Raw genomic sequence first — 19,609 nt, forward strand, 5'->3', positions numbered from 1 at the left:
CACAATAAGACCAAAGTCTAAGTCTCGGTACGCTGTTTTATAACTCGTTGAAATTCTTTTTGAATTTATTTTTCTTCGTTTTCGCAAACTAAAGTCCGAGATTTACGAAATCAAATGTTTCAATTTGCGACTTAACCTTGTAATTAAAAGAGATAGACTATATCTAGGTAATAAATAAAAGGGTGCAAGCCCCTTAGCACGTAGCTTGGTCGTCAGACTACGGGCGAATAATAATAAGCTTCCGTTTTTGGAGAAAATTAAATGAAGCGAGTAATGTTGTTTTTGGCAACTAACCTAGCCGTTGTGCTGGTTTTGAGCGTCGTGCTCAATATTGTTTACGCTGTAACGGGGATGCAGCCTGGCAGCCTGTCTGGGTTGTTAATCATGGCTGCGGTGTTTGGTTTTGGTGGTGCGCTTATCTCACTATTAATGTCGAAAGGCATGGCGCTACGTTCAGTTGGCGGTATGGTTATCGAAAGTCCGCGTAACGAAACAGAACATTGGTTACTGGAAACCGTACGTCGCCAGTCTGAGAAAGTAGGTATTGGTATGCCGACAGTTGCGATTTATGACTCGGCGGATATCAATGCATTTGCTACTGGTGCTAAGCGCGATGATTCATTGGTCGCTGTATCGACTGGTTTGCTACATAACATGACGCGTGATGAAGCAGAAGCGGTACTCGCGCATGAAGTGAGTCATATTGCGAATGGTGATATGGTCACCATGACATTAATGCAGGGCGTTGTGAACACATTCGTGATCTTCCTATCACGCTTTATCGCGAACATAGTTTCTTCAAATAGCGATGAAGAAGAAGGTGGTAGCAACATGATGGTGTACTTCGGTGTCTCAATTGTACTTGAGTTGGTGTTTGGTTTCTTAGCAAGCTTTATCACTATGTGGTACAGCCGTCACCGAGAGTTCCACGCGGACGCAGGCGCAGCGCAACTTGTGGGTAAACACAAAATGATCGCGGCACTAGAGCGTTTGAAAGTCAGCCATGAATCTCAACTGGAAGGTTCAATGATGGCATTTGGTATCAATGGTAAGCGTTCAATGACGGAGCTACTGATGAGCCATCCACCACTAGACAAACGTATTGCTGCGCTACGTAACTCATAAGTTACAATGATTTAAATACCCTAAAGGCTTGGTAGAAATACCAAGCCTTTTTTGATCCCTTTATCTCTCCCTACGTATAAACCTAACAAAGTTTTACAAACTTAAAAGTTGTACAAGTTTCTATGATGTTCTATCTTAGTTTTATTGTACATAAATTTAATCTGTACAACATTGGAGAGTAGAATGGACATCGCCTCAGTCGGTGAAATTTATCAACAGCTATCAAAATCAAACCTTCACACCTTAGAGTCGGTTTATCACAAAGAAGTAGTGTTCGAAGATGCAGCCCATCGCTTAGAAGGTTGGACGGCATTACAGCGTTACTTTGACTCGCTGTACACCAACGTAAACCGCTGTGATTTCGACATCAAGGAACAGCAGCAGGTGAACGACAATGGCTTTCTGACTTGGACCATGACACTAGAGCACCCCAAGCTACAGAAAGGTAAAACAATCTGTGTGAACGGTGTTAGTCACCTTAAATTCAAAGATGGACAAGTGATTTATCACCGCGATTACTTTGACCTTGGCGAGATGTTGTATGAAAACTTACCGCTGCTAGGTTCAGTGATCAAAGCGATAAAGCAGAGGTTAGGCTCATGAAAAGTGTATTGATCACTGGGGCAACCTCAGGTATTGGTCAGCAACTAGCGAAAGACTACGCCGAGCAAGGTTGGCGAGTAATTGCATGTGGTCGTAATCAACAGGCGTTAGAGCAGTTGCAAGCGCACTCTGGGCTGATTTCTGGTTTGGTGTTTGACTTAACTGACCGCCATCAAACTCAATCTGCACTTAGCTCGCTAGACATTGTTCCAGAACTTTGGTTGTTAAATGCTGGCGACTGCGAGTACATCGACGATGGGGTTATCGATGCAAAACTGATTGAACGAGTCTTTTCGGTGAACGTGATCGGTTTGGCCAACGCTTTTGAAGCCTGTCAGCAACACTTTAAGCCAGGACACCATATTGCGTTAGTTGGTTCTATTGCGAGTGAAGTTGCGTTACCTAGGGCAGAAGCTTATGGCGCTTCGAAAGCGGCGGTGAGCTATTTTGCCCGAGCGCTACAGCTCGACTTAAAAGCGAAAGGCGTCAAGGTCTCCGTTATCTATCCGGGGTTTGTCAAGACACCGTTGACCGACAAAAACACCTTCCCGATGCCGATGTTGATCGATACAGAGCAAGCATCACGAGCCATCCGTCAAGGCTTGGCCCAAGGGCAAGAGCATATCTACTTTCCTAAACGCTTTACATCCATTCTACGACTTATCGGGTTGCTGCCATATCGGTGGCAAAACGCAGTCACGTCCAAGCTGATTTCGAGTTAAAGGAGTTCTCAATGAGAGTCGCAATTATTGGTAGTGGTATCTCTGGACTGACGTGCGCGTATCACTTGCATCAATCGCACGATATTACAATATTCGAGGCCAATGACTACATTGGTGGGCACACCGCTACTGTAGATGTCCATGTTGAGGGTAAGCGGTATTCCGTCGACACCGGATTTATTGTTTATAACGACCGAACCTATCCGCGCTTTATGCAGATGATGAAAGAGATAGGCGTTAAAGGTCGTCCGACACAAATGAGTTTTAGTGTCCATAACGAAGCAACTGGACTGGAGTACAACGGTCATACACTCTCGACCTTATTCGCTCAGCGCAGTAACTGGTGGAATCCACGCTTCTATCGATTTATTTTCGAGATCCTGCGCTTTAACAAACGCGTTAAACAATTAGTTGAGAACGGAGAAGGGCAATCCCAAACACTCGGTTCTTTCCTCGCTCAAGAACGCTTTAGTGAGTATTTCTGCCGCAACTATGTCTTGCCAATGGGAGCCGCGATTTGGTCCTCGACGCTGGCTGATATGCGTTCGTTTCCACTCGACTTCTTTGCTCGATTCTTTTTAAACCACGGATTACTTGATGTGACCAATCGTCCGCAGTGGTATGTGATTGAGGGTGGTTCAAAGGCTTATATTGAGCCGTTGATCCACGGCTTCGCGGACCGAATTCGTTTGTCGACGCCAGTAGAAGAGGTCACGCGCGATTTTGCTGGTGTCAAAATCAAAGTGAACGGAGCAATTGAACGTTTTGACCAAGTGATTTTCGCCTGCCATAGCGACCAAGCGTTAGCACTGCTGAAAGACGCCGACACGGTTGAAAAAGACGTGTTGTCTGGACTGGAATATCAAGCCAATGAAGTGGTATTGCACACTGACGAGTCTTTGTTGCCAACACGCAAAGCGGCTTGGGCGTCATGGAACTACCGATTGGGTAAAGGTGATATTGACGGCCAACCGCCAATGCTGACTTACAACATGAACATCTTGCAGCACATCGAAGCGCCAGTCACGTTTTGTGTGTCGTTGAATAGCTCTGAACACATTCAGCGCGACGAGATTTTGCGTAGCTTTACTTACCATCATCCAGTGTTCACTAAACAATCGATGGAATCACAACAGCGTCGTGGAGAAATCAATGGCCTCAACCAAACATGGTTCTGTGGTGCTTATTGGTACAACGGTTTCCACGAGGACGGTGTTCGAAGTGCGCTGGATGTAGTCGCTGGTGTACAAAGAGTTGCGCAGCATACCCAACAAAAAGGGGCGGCGTAATGCACAGCGCGCTTTTGGTGGGTAACGTCAGGCATCGACGCTTTACTCCTGTCGAGCACCAGATTAATTATCCGTTGTTTATGCCATGTATCGACCTTGATGAGATCGAGATGTTGCAGGACAAGGTATGGGCTTTCGGTACTCGCTGGTGGCACTGGGCAAGGTTTAGGCGCGAAGACTATCTTGGCCGAGGAGACTTGAAACAAGCGGTGTTTGATAAAGTGTTTGAACTGACTGGTGAGCGTATAGAAGGGCGTGTTGAAGCCGTGGTTCACTTGCGCTATTTGGGGATCTATTTCAGCCCGGTCAATTTCTACTATATCTACGACCAAGCTGGCGAATGGCGTTATCTGTTGGCAGAAGTGAGCAATACACCGTGGAATGAACGTCATTACTATGCGGTGTCAGCAACGTCTCAAGCGACATGGACACACGACAAAGCGTTTCATGTTTCGCCGTTTAATCCTATCGATCAAAAGTATGTTTGGCGCATTAAACCGTTAGATAAACGCTTATCTGTACATCTTGAATGTCATCGAGATGGCAAAGCGTTCGATGCGACACTCAGCATGAAAAAACAGCCATTAAGTTCGGTATCTTTACTCAAGCGACTGATCTCAACGCCAATAATGGCAGTAAAAGTAGTAAGCGGTATTTATTGGCATGCATTGAAACTGTGGTGCAAAGGAGCGCCATTTTATTCCCATCCTAAATACCATCAACAGCAAGACGCTCATCAGAAAAGAAATAAAGCCAAGGAGCATAGAAGATGATCAACTCGCAAGTGATTCCTTACCCAAGACAGCTTTCCAGTGGTCAGAAAACCGCGAGAAATCTTGTATTTACACTGCTTCAAAAGTTGGAAGTTGGTTCATTAACCATACTCGAGTCTTTCGATGAAGAGCATGCGAAACAGCGAACGTTGTTTGGTTGTCCCAAAAATGGCACGCCGCAAGCGATGATTGAGGTGAAGAACCCTGCGTTCTATTCACGTGTGTTATCAGGCGGGAGTATCGCCGCCGCCGAAGCGTATATGGATGGCTGGTGGGATAGCCCTGACTTGACGCTAGTCATGGAGTTGATGGCGGCGAACATATCAACATTAGACTCTATCGAGAGCCGAGTCAGTTTGCTTTCAAAACTTGCTTATCGCGTCGGCCATTGGTTCAACCGCAATACGGTGGAGAACTCGGCGAAAAACATCGAAGCGCACTATGACTTGAGCAATGATTTATACCAGACGTTTCTCGATGAACGAATGCTCTATTCTTCAGCGCTATATCGCAAAGAGACGGATTCACTGGAACAAGCGCAAGAGAACAAGATGGAGCGCTTGTGCCAACAGCTAAACCTCAACGAGAGCGACCATGTGATTGAGATTGGCACCGGATGGGGAGCAATGGCGATTTACATGGCCCAGCGTTACGGTTGCAAAGTAACGACCACCACCATTTCTGAACAACAGTACCAGTACGCTCAACAGATGATTGAAAAGTTAGGCTTGCAAAATCAGATCACCTTGCTTAAACAAGACTACCGTAACTTGACTGGTCAATACGACAAACTTGTTTCTATCGAGATGATCGAAGCGGTCGGTAAAGAGTACCTAAAGTCGTACATCAAAAAGTGTCAGTCATTGCTGAAACCAAAAGGTTTGATGGCAATTCAGGCGATTACGATCGCCGACCAAAGATACGACTACTACAGCAATAATGTCGACTTCATACAAAAGTACATCTTCCCTGGTGGTTTTTTACCTTCGGTTACCGCGCTCACACAAGCAACGACGCAATACAGTGATCTGGTGTTGAGAGATTTGTTTGATATCGGTGAGGATTACGCCAAAACGCTCAGCGATTGGAAAACTCGCTTTAATTTAGCAGAGTCACGTGTGCGCGCACTAGGTTTTGATACGCGTTTCATTCGTATGTGGAACTACTACTTTTGCTATTGCGAAGGCGGTTTTAGAGCAAAAAGCATCAGCACCGTGCACATGACGTTTCAAAGGCCTTAGCGCAATGGACTGGCGTTTCGTAGCCTATTCGGTGTGGTTTCAAAGCTTTTGGTTTCTCGCCGTTTTAGGTAATCAGCAGTGGCAATGGCTGAGTGCGCTTCTGGCGGCTTTCACCTTGTTGGGCAGCTATTTACAACAAGAGATTAAGTTGGAGCGGGTCGCGGTGCTTGTCGCCGTGGGTATTGGTCTTGACTTTAGTAACGCACAGCTAGGGCTTTTGATGTTCGACACAGCTTTTTTGCCTGTGTGGTTAGTATCTTTATGGCTGATGTTTGCTTGGTATGCGTATTTTCTGCTGCAGAAACTAAGCTGCTTGTCTGTTTGGAGCATATCGCTGCTGGGTGGTGTTGGTGGTGCGCTGAGTTATATCGCTGGTGAAAAACTTGGTGCTGTAGAGTTCGGATTTGGTATCGAAGCAACAGCGGCAATTCTTCTCAGTGAATGGCTCGCAATGTTTTGGTTGATTCAAAAGGTATATGGCGATGAGAGTGCAAATCATAATCAACGCGCTTAGCTCAATGCTACTTATGCTGTGTGCGCAGACAAGCTACGCGTCTGCGGCACAAGCCAGTCTAGAGTGGAAAAGCTGGTCAACGGTAGGGCAAGCGCAGTTGAGCGTGCTGTTTTTCGACGTCTACCAATCTAGGTTGCTCACGCCAAACGGTGTATATCAACCAAGCGACGATCTTTCTCCACATCCTTTGGCACTCGCCATCGACTATCAGCGAGATATTTCTAGCCAGCAATTGCTTGAAGCGACGGATGAGCAATGGGAAAAACTGGGGTATCAAACCCAGATGCGAAAACAATGGCTTGTGCAGCTAAAGACTATTCTCCCGGATATCAAAAAAGGTCAGCAACTCGCTTACGTGACAGATGGTCAGACGGGTCAATTTTATTACCAACATAAAGGGCAGGTTGACGCTATTGGTTCTATCAGTGATGAGGCACTCAATGATGCGTTTCTCGCGATTTGGTTATCTCCCAATACTCAATATCCAAAGCTACGTAAGCAATTAATTGGAGCGAAATGATGAATCGATTTTTACAAGTGTGCGGCATTTTTATCGCGCTGCTGCTTGGTGGTTGTTCGAGTGATATTAAGGATTACCAAGCGAGTACACCGGCTTTCAATGTGTTTGAGTATTTTGACGGTGAGCTGACCGCTTGGGGTATGGTGCAAGACTATACAGATAAACAAACCCGCCGATTTGAAGTCGCGATCGTCGGAACTGTTCAAGGGAATACGCTGACTCTGACCGAAGATTTTGTTTTCGATGATGGAGCAACCGATCAGCGAATATGGAAAATCACTCGCTTAAGCAATAACGAATATCAGGGCGTAGCGGGTGACATTATCGGTGTGGCTAAGGGTAGGGAAGTCGGCAATGCGCTGCAGTGGCAGTATGACTTTGACTTACAATTGGAAGACTCGTCAGTGGTTGTGAGCTTTGATGATTGGCTCTATCGTCAAGACGACAAGCATGTATTCAACGTCACCAGCATCAACAAGTTTGGGATTGAAGTCGGCAAGATAACTCTATTTTTTCAGAAGAAATAGGACAGAAGAACTAAAAAAGGCTGATGGTTCACATCAGCCTTTTGCAATTCAGAGAATCGTTGTTACAGCTTGTCAGTCAACTCGATTGCTTGACCGATGTAGTTAGCAGGTGTCATCTCTTTTAGACGTGCTTTCTCGTGCTCAGGAAGCTCAAGACCGTCAATGAAGTTACGCATTGCTTCACCATCTACACGCTTACCACGAGTTAGCTCTTTTAGCTTCTCGTAAGGCTTCTCGATACCGTAGCGACGCATCACCGTTTGTACTGGCTCTGCAAGTACTTCCCAGTTATGGTCTAGTTCTTTCAGTAGTGCTTCACGGTTCACTTCTAGCTTGCTGATGCCTTTTAGCGTTGAAGTGTAAGCGATGATCGCGTAACCAACACCAACACCTAGGTTACGTAGAACCGTTGAGTCAGTTAGGTCACGTTGCCAGCGAGAAATAGGCAGTTTTTGCGCTAGGTGGCCGAATACTGCGTTTGCTAGACCAAGGTTACCTTCCGAGTTTTCGAAGTCGATTGGGTTCACTTTGTGCGGCATTGTTGAAGAGCCGATTTCGCCAGCAATGGTTTTTTGCTTGAAGTGACCTAGAGCGATGTAGCCCCAAACGTCACGATCGAAGTCGATTAGGATAGTGTTGAAACGTGCAACCGCGTCAAACAGCTCAGCGATGTAGTCGTGAGGCTCGATTTGCGTGGTGTACGGGTTCCAAGTAACGCCCAGAGATTCAGTGATGAACTCTTCAGAGAATTGGTGCCAATCTAGCTCAGGGTAAGCAGATAGGTGAGCGTTGTAGTTACCTACCGCGCCGTTGATTTTCGCTAGGATTTCAACGTTTTCGATTTGCTTGTATTGACGTTCCATGCGGTACGCCACGTTAGCCATCTCTTTACCCATTGTTGATGGAGACGCTGGCTGACCGTGTGTACGAGATAGAAGTGGAATGTCGCGGTATTCCACTGCCAATGCTTTGATCGCGTCGATTAGGTTGCGGATCTCAGGCAGGATAACTGTTTCACGTGCTTCTTTAAGCATCAGCGCGTGAGAAGTGTTGTTGATGTCTTCAGAAGTACACGCAAAATGGATGAACTCGTTAACCGCGTGTAGTTCAGGTACGCCTGCAACTTTCTCTTTCAGGAAGTATTCAACCGCTTTTACGTCGTGGTTAGTCGTGCGTTCGATCTCTTTGATGCGAAGCGCGTCTTCTTCACTGAAGTTTGCTGCTAGATCGTCTAGGAACTGATTCGCTTCTGCACTGAATGCTGGTACTTCTTTGATCGCGTCTGTCGCTGCTAGCTTTTGTAGCCAACGAATTTCAACGATAGAGCGGTACTTTAGTAGGCCAAACTCGCTAAAGATGCTGCGTAGTGCAATTGTTTTACTTCCGTAACGGCCGTCTACTGGTGAAACAGCAGTCAATGCTGACAGTTCCATGGTGTTCTCCTGAATTGAGTTTCTAAATTTCGTGAGCTTTATACCAATAACAATGGCAATTGTCACGAATATTGCGCAAACGTTTGCGCGAAAGTTATATGAATCAAAAAAATTGAGCTCGCGACAAGGCGCGAGCTACGGGATATATATCTACATTCTGGCGAGGAGGATTTGTGCCTGCTCAACCATCTTTTTACGTCCAAAAATCAAGTGGCGACGCTTACCGCCAACTTGGCGCCACAGTACTGCACTGCGGATACCGGATAGAAGCAGTGCGCGAACTTTGTGTTGGTTGCTGGTTTGCTGAAGTACAGATGGAGTACCAGTAACTTGAATTCTTGGGCCGATAGGACTGATGACGTCGAGGTAAACACTTGCTAGATTGCTGATCATCTGCTCGTCAAGGAGCTCAAAGTGTTCCAATTGACGGTCTAACATTTGAATGCGATCGCCAAGCTGCGACATCGCATCATTACGCGAGCTCAATTTACGTTCCAGCGCCATCAAGCTGATGATGTAACGAGTGACTTCACTACCTGTTGGCGTGCTATCGATACCCTTAACCAAACACTCCAGCCCGAGTTTTAGGTCGGATTCACGACCATATACACTGACGGTATTGCTTGGATTGGTATTCAAAATCGCCTTGAGAGAAGTTTCGAACGCGTCAGAATCACAGTAACCGTTTTTCGCCACTTGTTGAACCAATGCCACAGCCTGGCAAATACCTGCAAATGCGATAGTGCGGTCGTAGAGTGTGTTAGCCACGTAGTAATACTCCTAAGTCAGACGATTAACTAAATACGTTGTTCAATGATGCCGCCACCTAGGCAAACGTCACCACTGTAGAATACTGCCGATTGACCCGGAGTGACAGCGACTTGAGGTTCGTCAAAGATAACTTTAATGTTTTCATCATCGATAGGGATGATAGTACATGGAATATCGGTTTGACGGTAACGTGTTTTCACCGTGCACTGCACCGGTTCTTTAATTGGTGTACGGTCAACCCAGTGCAACTGAGAGGCAATCAAACCTTGTGATTTAAGTAGTGGGTGATCCGCACCTTGTACCGCAATTAACACATTACGCTTCAGGTCTTTGTCTGCAACGTACCACGGGTCTTCGTTACCGCCGCCGCCTTTCTGGCCACCAATGTGTAGACCTTTACGTTGACCAAGAGTGTGGTACATCAAGCCTTGGTGTTCACCAATCACTTTACCTTCCGGTGTTTCAATTTTACCCGGCTGAGCAGGCAAGTAGCGTGACAAGAAGTCCGTAAACTTACGCTCACCGATAAAGCAGATACCGGTCGAGTCTTTTTTCTTCGCTGTGATCAAATCTTGTTCTTCAGCGATACGACGAACTTCAGGTTTCTCTAGCTCACCCACTGGGAACAGGCTGCGCGCAACTTGGTCGCTGCTTAGTGTGTATAAGAAGTAACTTTGGTCTTTATTGCCGTCTAAGCCGCGTAGCATTTGCGGCTTTTCACCCTTCTCAGGGAAGGTGCGGCGCACATAGTGCCCCATTGCGATGTAGTCCGCATCTAACACTTCATCCGCGAATTCCAAGAAGGCTTTAAACTTGATTTCTTTGTTGCAAAGAATATCTGGGTTCGGCGTACGGCCTGCTTTATATTCTGCAAGGAAGTACTCAAACACGTTGTCCCAATATTCGGCAGCAAAGTTGATGGTATGTAGATGGATGCCAAGTTTGTCACAGACTGCCTGCGCATCAGCTAGATCTTCCGCTGCTGTACAGTATTCTTCGTTGTCATCTTCTTCCCAGTTCTTCATGAACAGGCCTTCCACTTGGTAGCCCTGTTGCTTTAGAAGATACGCAGAAACAGATGAATCAACACCGCCAGACATGCCGACGATTACTTTCTTTTTACTGTTGTCAGTACAGTTATCAGACATTACTCAACACCACTTAAATTAACTGGAGGCAAATTCTAACAGAAAGCCCTGCGAGGGGACAGATCCGAGATCGGACTCACACTTCGAAAACGCCGAACTTTTGCCCACTTACTCACTCAATATTCGCTTTTATCACTATCGAATGCTTATATGTGGCATAGTCGACAAAATTCAAGTCAAAGCGGAAATAAAACATGAGTGAAGAGAATCAAATCTTTGAAGAAGCACAGCTTATCGAGGTGGTGGAAAATCAGTTAGAAGATGGCAACCCGATTAAAGTCAAAGAGACATTAATGCGTTTGATGATGACAGGTACCAGTCGGGAAGACGCGGTTGCGATGATGGCGTGTGCGGTTGCAATTGAGATCTTTGACGTAATGAAAAACGAAGGTGAATTTAACCTCAAACGTTATTCAGAGAACCTAGATCAACTACCAGATTTGAGCTTTATGGAGGGCGAATAAGCCCTCTTATTTCTACGTATGCCATCAGCTAAGGACTTTCTTATGGGTGGCAAACGTTTGCTATAATTCGAGATGTTGCCGCACTGTGAAGTGCGAGGTAGAATCCGGCATCCTTTCAGCCCTTATTCAGAATCATTGTTATGAAATTTCCTGGTCAACGTAAATCGAAGCACTACTTTCCAGTGCACGCCCGTGACCCGCTAGTTAGCCAGTCACAAGAAAGCAAGAGAATGTCTCGAACGCATATTATCGGTATTGACCAGACGTTGGTAGATATTGAAGCGAAAGTCAGTTCGGAACTAATCGAGAAATACAAACTGAGTAAGGGACACTCGTTGGTTATTGATGACGATACTGCAGAAGCACTTTATACCGAGCTTAAACAGTTTGACCTCATTACCAATGAATACGCTGGTGGCACGATTGGCAATACGCTGCACAACTATTCTGTGCTCGCCGATGACCGTTCAACATTGCTGGGCGTAATGAGTCAGGACATTAAAATCGGCAGTTATGGTTATCGTTATCTATGTAATACCTCTAGCCGAATGGACCTGAACTATCTTCAAGGTGTGAAAGGCGCAATTGGACGCTGTTTCGCTCTTATTACGGAAGACGGTGAACGAACGTTTGCAATTAGCGAAGGTCAGATGAACCAACTGCTTCCAGAAAGTATTCCTGAGAAGATTTTTAAAAATGCCTCTGCATTGGTTCTCACTGCTTATTTAGTACGTTGTAAAGAAGGCGATCCAATGCCGGAAGCAACAATGCGAGCAATTGAATATGCTAAGAAATATGATGTGCCAGTTGTATTAACGCTTGGGACTAAATTCGTTATTCAAGACGACCCTGAATATTGGCAAGAGTTTTTACGTGAGCATGTTTCAGTTGTCGCAATGAATGAAGATGAAGCCGAAGCATTAACGGGTGAAACCGATCCCTTGGCGGCTTCAGATAAAGCATTAGACTGGGTTGATCTTGTATTATGTACCGCTGGTCCTGTAGGACTATTTATGGCGGGATATACAGAAGACGCAGCAAAACGAGAAACTTCTTTGCCATTGCTTCCTGGCTGTATTGCTGAGTTTAACCGTTACGAATTTAGCCGCCCGGCATTTAAAGCGGGTTGTGAGCAACCAATTAAAGTTTATTCTCACATCTCACCATATATGGGTGGTCCAGAGAAGATTAAGAATACTAATGGTGCTGGAGATGCCGCGCTATCTGCGTTATTACACGATATGGCTGCGAATAAATACCATAAAGAAAACGTGCCTAATTCGAGTAAACATGCTCATTCATTCTTAACCTATTCTTCGTTCTCTCAAGTTTGTAAATATTCAAATCGAGCAAGTTACGAAGTACTCGTACAGCATTCTCCACGTTTGTCACGTGGTTTACCAGAACGTGAAGATAGCTTAGAAGAAGCGTACTGGGAACGATAATAAATAAAAAGGCCTTGCATTAGCGGGGCCTTTTTACAACTAGTACTTTCGTGCTATAAAAAAGCGCCCAGTTGGGCGCTTTTTTTATATTGTTTCGCTTAGATTAGGAAATCGTCTAGAGATTTACCCGCATCTAATTGCTCTTGGATTGCTGAAGGCGTACGTCCTTGACCAGTCCAAGTTTTCTCGTCGCCGTTTGCGTCCACATATTTGTATTTTGCAGGGCGAGGAGCACGTTTCGATTTAGATTTTGTTTTCGCTTTACCGTCACCAGCAAGAGCAGAAATAAGCGCATCAACATCGATGCCATCTTTAGCAATTTGATCAGCAATAGCAGCAAGCTTAGCTTCTTGCTCAGCACGAGCAGCGCGTTCTTCTTCTTCCGCTTCTTTGCGCTCAGCAACTACCGTGTTTAATTTATCTAGTGCTTCTTCTAATTGTTCCAGAGTTAGCTCACGTGCGAAAGCGCGTAGGCTACGAATATTTAATAGTGTTTTAGTTAGTTCCGACATATTTTGATCTCACTAAATAAGGAGTAGCTAATAGATAAGATGATAATCCCGAATTTTATATATTACAATCCATTGTAAGTAAAATTAGTTAAATTCCGTTCTATATAATTCGTTAATGTCTAAAAACTAGATATTTCTTCAATAAAAGTAGTGACCAAAAGATATTAATCACACAAAAAATATAAGGCAAGTCCATAAATTAAGTGTTGTTACTGAGTGCTGTGTTTCATATCTTGGAATGATTTGTTCAATTTATCTTACATTTGATTTATTCAATGTTAATCATATTGAACACTTCCCGTAGTTATAAAATTTGAAGATGACGACAAATAATCTTTTTCGATCACTCTTTAATATTAGGGATAGGATACTGGATGAGTATGCGAGAGAGGTGAAAACTTACTCGGCTAAAAAACGCTCCATTTTTTAACATTATTTTGGGATGAAATGTTGAAATGGCTATAGGGATAAGTACAATGAACGCCACCTAATGCGAGATGTTGGTTAAATCATTGTAAATTTAATGTTTTAGTGGTTTAAAATTTCAACAATCGCGGTAGAGGAGCGGAATAAATAAGTACTACTTGTTGGGGTGATGCCAATGAGCAAGTAAGAAAGGTTATTTCGCCGAAGTAAGTGTCTATATCAAAAGCGCTTGCTGGGGTTACGCTCGAATAGGGCTAACACTGCCATAGTCTATAATTTGTAAAACTATGGAGCGCTACTGTAGGGTTGGGTGAAGTGTTCGCTTCCCTTTCGCTTAGTTCAACACAATTGTGTGGAATAGACTTTCCACCAATGAGTCTGCAGTAGATCTCTAACCATTTATTACTGGTTTTTGAAGATCATGAATTTAATTGATTTTGCATCATCTCCTTTGTCACTTTTGCCTCCCCTGGTGGCATTAAGTCTGGCGATCATTACACGTCGTGTCCTTGTTTCTTTAGGTGTTGGTATTGTTCTCGGTGCCATCCTACTCAATGACTATTCTGTTGGTAATACTCTGAGCTACGTTGGCTCGACAGTATCAAGTGTCATCGTCGAAGATGGCGGTCTTAATACTTGGAACATGAGTATTGTCGGCTTCCTATTGCTGCTCGGTATGATGACAGCGCTATTGACGTTGTCAGGCGGTACTCGCGCTTTTGCAGAGTGGGCGCAGTCACGTGTGAAGAGTAAGCGCGGCTCAAAACTTTTGGCGGCTTTTTTAGGCGTATTCATTTTTGTCGACGACTACTTTAACAGTCTGGCAGTTGGCGCGATCTCACGCCCAGTGACTGACCGTTTCTACGTATCACGTGCAAAGCTAGCGTACATTCTAGACTCAACCGCAGCTCCTATGTGTGTGCTAATGCCAGCGTCAAGCTGGGGGGCGTACATTATTACCATCATCGGTGGTATCTTAATGTCGCACGGTATTGAAGAGTACTCAGCGCTAGGTGCGTATGTTCGTCTTATTCCGATGAACTACTATGCGGTATTCGCTTTGTTAATGGTATTTGCGGTTGCATGGTTTGGTTTAGATATCGGTAAGATGCGTGAGCATGAAATTTCGGCTTCTCAAGGTCGTGGTTTTGATAACGACCAAGACACCGATACCCAAGAAGCACACGATCTTAACGAAGAGCTAGATATTCGTGAGAGCGAGAAAGGTAAAGTTGTCGACTTAGTATTACCGATCGTAATGCTAGTGGTTGCGACGATCGCGTCTATGCTGTTTACAGGTGCTCAGGCACTGGCTGCGGATGGTAAAGAGTTTGCCTTACTTGGCGCATTCGAAAATACCGATGTTGGCACATCACTGATTTATGGTGGTCTAGTTGGTTTGGCCGTGGCGTTAGTGACGGTACTTAAACAAGGCCTGCCAATGCTAGAGATCGCGCGTACACTGTGGATTGGCGCGAAATCTATGTTTGGCGCAATTCTGATCTTAGTCTTTGCTTGGTCAATCGGTTCAGTGATTGGTGACATGAAGACGGGATCGTACTTATCGACGCTTGCGCAAGGCAATATTGCTCCGCATTGGTTACCTGTGATTCTGTTCCTATTGTCTGGTTTGATGGCGTTTTCAACCGGTACTTCATGGGGTACGTTCGGTATCATGTTACCAATCGCTGGCGACATGGCGGGAGCGACAGATATTGCTCTAATGCTTCCAATGTTGAGTGCGGTTCTGGCGGGTTCTGTATTTGGTGACCATTGTTCACCGATCTCTGATACCACGATTCTGTCTTCAACAGGTGCGCGTTGTAACCATATCGACCACGTATCAACTCAGCTACCATACGCACTGTCTGTTGCGCTGGTATCTTGTATCGGCTTCATTGCGCTTGGCATGACCGCGTCTATCGCGTTTTCTTTCATCGCTGCTATGGTAGCGTTCATCTTGGTGTGTGTGGGTCTTTCTTGGTTGTCTAAGTCAAAGATTGCGTCTTGCCAGAACGCTTAATTCAAGCGATTGAATAAAAGAAAAGCTCCGCTAAATAGCGGAGCTTTTTTATACCTGTTGTACTAGGTAAGGAAAACGCGAGTTCGTGGAACTCATTGCAATCACGTAAATCCACAAAGGTCGACGGCTCTATATGTCGAGGTTGTACTTTTTGATGAGTTGGTAAAGGGTGGTGGTGCGCGAAATATCCAGTTGTCTCGTCGCTGCACTCATGTTGTGTTTGTTGTCTTCGATTGCTTGCAGTAGGTAATCCAAATCGACTTGTTCTGCCATCGGCGCTTTATGGCGATCAACACTGCCTCATGGCGATCAACACTGCCTCAAATAAGAGAATGATAATAATTAACTATTGGGTGATATGTTATCTATTGATTCTTCGTCCTATAGCATTAAAGCTCTTTTGGAGCGCGACATCGACGAAGATGCGTCAACTAAAAACACCAAATATCAGCCAGTTAACAATTAATTTACTGGAAAGTGAAAATAGGTGTTGAAAAAAAAACAATCCTTAGTTAGTGTGGTTATCAACAGTTAGAAACACTTAGAGCTTAAATAGTTATGCGCAATTTTGTAATGAATATTCATCATCACCATCACCCAATCTAGTCTTTCGGGAGATGTGCGCATACCCGGGAGGCAGGAAGCTCCCGGAGGTAAAATCGCTAAGTTCAGATTTAAAACCCTCGGGAGACCAACATCTTCCGAGGGTTTTTTCAGTTTTAGCGTTTTAAAAATTTTATAAATATCAGAAATTTATGCAGGGATAATGCAATGCAAACACAACGCCTAAGAATCGCAATTCAAAAGAAAGGTCGCCTAAGTAAAGAGTGTCAAGAGCTACTTAAAAAGTGCGGCGTTAAATTCAACATTATGGGTGAGCGTTTAGTGGTCCACTCACTAAATATGCCTATTGATTTACTACTGGTTCGCGATGACGACATTCCAGGTTTGATCATGGATGGCGTGGTGGACTTAGGCTTCATCGGTGAAAACGAACTTGAAGAAGTTCGCCTTGACCGTAAAGCATTAGGCGAACCATACGACTTTGTACAACTTCGTCGCCTAGATTTTGGAGGTTGTCGCTTGTCTATCGCGATCGATAAAGACGAGCAGTACAACGGCCCTCAAGATCTTGCAGGTAAGCGCATTGCAACCACTTACCCTCAACTACTGAAAGCGTACATGGACGAGCAAGGTGTCCCATTTTCGACCTGTATGCTGACTGGTTCAGTTGAAGTGGCACCACGTGCAGGCTTGGCGGATGCGATTGCTGATTTGGTTTCAACAGGTGCGACTTTGGAAGCAAACGGCCTGAAAGAAGCAGAAGTTATCTTCCAATCGAAGGCGACCTTGATTCAGCGTGCAGGTCAGTTTGCTGACGACAAGCAAGCATTGATCGAAAAACTGCTGACGCGCATGCAAGGCGTACAACAGGCGAAAGAATCAAAATACATCATGCTACACGCGCCAGTTGAAAAGCTGGAACAGGTAAAAGACTTGTTGCCAGGCGCGGAAGATCCAACCGTTCTGCCTCTTTCTGCTGACAAGCAAAAAGTGGCCGTGCACCTAGTGAGCACTGAAAACCTATTCTGGGAAACCATGGAAGGCTTGAAGGAGTTGGGCGCGAGTTCGATTCTGGTTCTACCGATTGAGAAAATGATGGAGTAACGGGCGATGAGAACGGTAGTTTGGCAATCATTGAGTGAATCTCAGCAAGATTCGATTTTAGAGCGCCCAGCCATTGCAGAGGGCGCTAACATCACGGCGGCGGTTGCAGAGGTTATCGCAAAAGTTCGAAATGACGGTGATGCTGCGTTGCTGGAACTGACAGAGAAATTTGACCGAGTTAGACCAGATTCAATTCGTGTATCTAGCCAAGAAATCGATGCAGCTTCAGCGCGTTTATCGCAAGAAATGAAGCAAGCGTTAGAGCAAGCTTACAGCAATATCGCTAAGTTCCACAAAGCGCAAAAGCCACAGCCCCTCAAAGTAGAAACCCAGCCGGGTGTGGTGTGTGAGCAAGTGACTCGCGCAATTCAAAAAGTGGGTTTGTACATCCCTGGAGGTAGTGCGCCACTACCATCAACGGTATTGATGCTTGGGGTGCCAGCGAAAATTGCGGGTTGTCGTAAAGTGGTGCTCTGTTCACCACCGCCAATCGCAGACGAAATTCTCTACGTCGCTAAACTGTGTGATATCGACGAGGTGTACAACGTTGGTGGCGGTCAAGCGGTAGCCGCAATGGCCTATGGCACAGAAACCGTTAGCAAAGTGGACAAGATTTTTGGCCCAGGTAACGCCTATGTAACAGAAGCTAAGCGTCTGGTTAGCAACGATTTTCGTGGCGCAGCGATTGATATGCCAGCAGGCCCATCAGAAGTGTTAGTCATTGCTGATGAAACCGCAGACCCAGACTTTATTGCCGCTGACTTGTTGAGCCAAGCAGAGCACGGACCTGATTCTCAAGTGGTATTGGTTACGCCATCACCAGTGATTGCTGATCAAGTAACGGATGCGGTGCAGCGTCAACTTAAAGAGCTGTCACGTGCGGAAATTGCCGAGAAAGCGCTAGCATCCAGTTTGATCATTATCTCTGAGTCGATTACCCAAGCGATCTCCATTTCTAACTACTACGGTCCTGAACACTTAATCGTGCAGACGAAGAACCCACGTGAACTACTTCCTCTGCTCGACAACGCGGGCTCTATTTTTTTAGGTGACTGGTCGCCAGAATCTGCAGGTGATTACGCATCCGGTACCAACCACGTGTTGCCGACTTACGGATACACCCGTACCTACTCAAGTTTGGGCTTGGCGGATTTCTCTAAACGCATGACAGTGCAGCAATTGTCTGAGCAAGGCTTGCAAAACTTAGCGCCGACAGTCGTCACAATGGCGGAAGCGGAAGGTTTAGATGCACATAAACGTGCAGTGACGATTCGTGTAGAAAAACTGGCAGCAAAAGCGTAAGGGCGATCGAGATGGAAAAGCTAGCAAGAAAACAAGTACAAAAACTCACGCCTTACCTGTCAGCACGCCGTATTGGTGGTACTGGCGATGTGTGGCTTAACGCCAACGAATCTCCGTTTAACAACGAATACAAAACTGACTTCGCTCGTCTTAATCGTTACAGCGAATGTCAGCCTAAAGAGTTGATCGAAGCATACGCGAGCTACGCTGGGGTGAAGCCTGAACAAACACTGACGTCTCGCGGCGCCGACGAAGGTATCGAACTATTAATCCGTGCATTTTGTGAGCCGGGTGAAGACGCGATTCTCTACTGTCCGCCAACCTATGGTATGTACGCAATCAGCGCTGAAACAATTGGTGTGGAGCGTAAGACAGTACCTTTAACCTCAGATTGGCAGCTCGACCTAAAAGGCATTGAGGCCAACCTTGATAACGTCAAACTGGTGTTTGTTTGTAGCCCAAATAACCCAACCGGCAACTTGGTTAAGCGTGAGGACATTGTCTCTTTGCTGGATATGACAAAAGATCGCGCGATCGTGGTGATGGATGAAGCTTACATTGATTTTTGTCCTGAAGCTTCGACGGTAGATTTACTGGCGCGATATCCAAACTTAGCTATTCTTCGCACGCTGTCAAAAGCATTTGCGCTGGCGGGGTTACGTTGCGGCTTTACGTTAGCAAACGAAGAATTGATCAATGTGCTTCTTAAGGTGATTGCACCCTATCCAGTTCCTATTCCAGTCGCGGAGATCGCAACGCAGGCGCTGTCTGAAGCGGGGTTAGCTCGTGCGAAATTCCAAGTATTGGATTTAAATGCGAACCGCGCTTATCTGCAAGTGGGTTTATCCATGATCCCTGGATTGGAAGTGTTTGAAGGCTGGGGCAACTACCTGCTGGTGAAATTCCCTGATGGCGACGCATTGTTCAAAGCCGCTTGGGATACCGGCATCATTTTGCGCAATTCGCCGATTGATGACTGTGTGCGTATTAGCGTCGGCAGTCGAGACGAGTGTGAAAAAACGCTTGGCTTTATTCGCAACTACTACGCGTAGATTGCCGTATTAAAAAGTTTATGAGCTCCGGCAAACGCGGGAGCTCAGCAA

Annotated in this window: 19 protein-coding genes, 1 pseudogene, 1 riboswitch and 1 other annotated feature; of the genes and pseudogenes, 15 read left to right on the forward strand and 5 right to left on the reverse strand. The window is 45.5% G+C overall.

Annotated features, from left to right (window positions below; all coding sequences use genetic code 11):
* The first annotated feature begins 261 nt into the window (after positions 1-261).
* The 9 genes from htpX (at position 262) to HCZ42_RS12655 (ending at position 7,314) form a co-directional block, all read left to right on the forward strand.
* Positions 262-1,125 carry a protease HtpX gene (gene htpX / locus HCZ42_RS12615; RefSeq protein ID WP_167421038.1) on the forward strand — a complete coding sequence of 288 codons (864 nt, stop codon included), beginning with the start codon at positions 262-264 and terminating at the stop codon, positions 1,123-1,125.
* Between the two features lie 183 nt (positions 1,126-1,308).
* Positions 1,309-1,728 (forward strand): nuclear transport factor 2 family protein, encoded by a 420-nt coding sequence (locus HCZ42_RS12620; protein ID WP_167421039.1) that lies wholly within the window; start codon positions 1,309-1,311, stop codon positions 1,726-1,728.
* On the forward strand, positions 1,725-2,450 hold the full coding sequence (locus tag HCZ42_RS12625) for an SDR family oxidoreductase (RefSeq protein ID WP_167421040.1): 726 nt from the start codon (positions 1,725-1,727) through the stop codon (positions 2,448-2,450). The genes HCZ42_RS12620 and HCZ42_RS12625 overlap by 4 nt, the downstream gene beginning before the upstream one ends.
* A gap of 11 nt (positions 2,451-2,461) precedes the next feature.
* Entirely contained in the window at positions 2,462-3,739 is a 1,278-nt protein-coding gene (locus HCZ42_RS12630) for an NAD(P)/FAD-dependent oxidoreductase (protein ID WP_167421041.1), read from the forward strand.
* Positions 3,739-4,512, forward strand: a complete 774-nt coding sequence (locus HCZ42_RS12635; protein WP_167421042.1) for a DUF1365 domain-containing protein — start codon at positions 3,739-3,741, stop codon at positions 4,510-4,512. Before HCZ42_RS12630 ends, HCZ42_RS12635 begins: the two co-directional genes overlap by 1 nt.
* Positions 4,509-5,753 carry an SAM-dependent methyltransferase gene (locus tag HCZ42_RS12640; protein WP_167421043.1) on the forward strand — a complete coding sequence of 415 codons (1,245 nt, stop codon included), beginning with the start codon at positions 4,509-4,511 and terminating at the stop codon, positions 5,751-5,753. The genes HCZ42_RS12635 and HCZ42_RS12640 overlap by 4 nt, the downstream gene beginning before the upstream one ends.
* 4 nt (positions 5,754-5,757) lie before the next feature.
* Positions 5,758-6,267, forward strand: a complete 510-nt coding sequence (locus tag HCZ42_RS12645; RefSeq protein ID WP_167421044.1) for a DUF2878 domain-containing protein — start codon at positions 5,758-5,760, stop codon at positions 6,265-6,267.
* Complete coding sequence (locus HCZ42_RS12650; protein ID WP_368484190.1) at positions 6,236-6,787, forward strand: chalcone isomerase family protein; 552 nt, start codon at positions 6,236-6,238, stop codon at positions 6,785-6,787. Before HCZ42_RS12645 ends, HCZ42_RS12650 begins: the two co-directional genes overlap by 32 nt.
* Positions 6,787-7,314, forward strand: a complete 528-nt coding sequence (locus HCZ42_RS12655) for a DUF3833 domain-containing protein (protein WP_167421045.1) — start codon at positions 6,787-6,789, stop codon at positions 7,312-7,314. The genes HCZ42_RS12650 and HCZ42_RS12655 overlap by 1 nt, the downstream gene beginning before the upstream one ends.
* Before the next feature lie 62 nt (positions 7,315-7,376).
* Here the strand turns inward: HCZ42_RS12655 and purB are convergent, their stop codons facing one another.
* From purB to mnmA, 3 genes are all read right to left on the reverse strand, one after another.
* Entirely contained in the window at positions 7,377-8,747 is a 1,371-nt protein-coding gene (purB, locus tag HCZ42_RS12660) for an adenylosuccinate lyase (RefSeq protein ID WP_167421046.1), read from the reverse strand.
* A 150-nt stretch (positions 8,748-8,897) separates the two neighbouring features.
* A complete protein-coding gene (gene hflD / locus HCZ42_RS12665) occupies positions 8,898-9,515 on the reverse strand; it encodes a high frequency lysogenization protein HflD (protein ID WP_167421047.1) in 618 nt (205 codons plus the stop codon).
* A 29-nt stretch (positions 9,516-9,544) separates the two neighbouring features.
* On the reverse strand, positions 9,545-10,666 hold the full coding sequence (mnmA, locus tag HCZ42_RS12670) for a tRNA 2-thiouridine(34) synthase MnmA (protein WP_167421048.1): 1,122 nt from the start codon (positions 10,664-10,666) through the stop codon (positions 9,545-9,547).
* Between the two features lie 194 nt (positions 10,667-10,860).
* Here mnmA and HCZ42_RS12675 point away from each other — a divergent pair, with 194 nt between their 5' ends.
* Positions 10,861-11,130, forward strand: a complete 270-nt coding sequence (locus HCZ42_RS12675; RefSeq protein WP_053410293.1) for a hypothetical protein — start codon at positions 10,861-10,863, stop codon at positions 11,128-11,130.
* A gap of 140 nt (positions 11,131-11,270) precedes the next feature.
* Positions 11,271-12,575 carry an inosine/guanosine kinase gene (locus tag HCZ42_RS12680; RefSeq protein ID WP_167421049.1) on the forward strand — a complete coding sequence of 435 codons (1,305 nt, stop codon included), beginning with the start codon at positions 11,271-11,273 and terminating at the stop codon, positions 12,573-12,575.
* A gap of 98 nt (positions 12,576-12,673) precedes the next feature.
* Here the strand turns inward: HCZ42_RS12680 and HCZ42_RS12685 are convergent, their stop codons facing one another.
* A complete protein-coding gene (locus HCZ42_RS12685) occupies positions 12,674-13,087 on the reverse strand; it encodes an H-NS family histone-like protein (RefSeq protein ID WP_053410295.1) in 414 nt (137 codons plus the stop codon).
* Between the two features lie 549 nt (positions 13,088-13,636).
* Positions 13,637-13,819: riboswitch (Lysine riboswitch) on the forward strand.
* 115 nt (positions 13,820-13,934) lie between these two features.
* Between HCZ42_RS12685 and tet(35) the strand changes: the two genes are divergently transcribed.
* Positions 13,935-15,536: a tetracycline efflux Na+/H+ antiporter family transporter Tet(35) gene (tet(35), locus tag HCZ42_RS12690; protein WP_167421050.1), complete on the forward strand. Its 1,602-nt coding sequence runs from the start codon at positions 13,935-13,937 to the stop codon at positions 15,534-15,536.
* Positions 15,537-15,665: 129 nt separating this feature from the next.
* On the opposite strand, the pseudogene HCZ42_RS12695 reads toward tet(35), so the two are convergent.
* Positions 15,666-15,812: pseudogene (locus HCZ42_RS12695) on the reverse strand (helix-turn-helix domain-containing protein); the annotation flags it as partial.
* Between the two features lie 305 nt (positions 15,813-16,117).
* Positions 16,118-16,253 (forward strand) — a sequence feature (His leader region).
* A 54-nt stretch (positions 16,254-16,307) separates the two neighbouring features.
* Here HCZ42_RS12695 and hisG point away from each other — a divergent pair.
* The 3 genes from hisG to hisC are packed head-to-tail and all read left to right on the forward strand — an operon-like array spanning position 16,308 to position 19,558.
* Positions 16,308-17,204, forward strand: a complete 897-nt coding sequence (gene hisG / locus HCZ42_RS12700) for an ATP phosphoribosyltransferase (protein ID WP_167421051.1) — start codon at positions 16,308-16,310, stop codon at positions 17,202-17,204.
* Positions 17,205-17,210: 6 nt separating this feature from the next.
* Positions 17,211-18,506, forward strand: coding sequence for a histidinol dehydrogenase (gene hisD, locus HCZ42_RS12705; RefSeq protein WP_167421052.1), 1,296 nt, complete (start codon positions 17,211-17,213; stop codon positions 18,504-18,506).
* An 11-nt stretch (positions 18,507-18,517) separates the two neighbouring features.
* Entirely contained in the window at positions 18,518-19,558 is a 1,041-nt protein-coding gene (hisC, locus tag HCZ42_RS12710) for a histidinol-phosphate transaminase (RefSeq protein ID WP_167421053.1), read from the forward strand.
* Positions 19,559-19,609 lie beyond the last annotated feature (51 nt).

It is taken from the genome of Vibrio hepatarius, from assembly GCF_011806575.1.
GTDB classification, from domain to species: domain Bacteria; phylum Pseudomonadota; class Gammaproteobacteria; order Enterobacterales; family Vibrionaceae; genus Vibrio; species Vibrio hepatarius_A.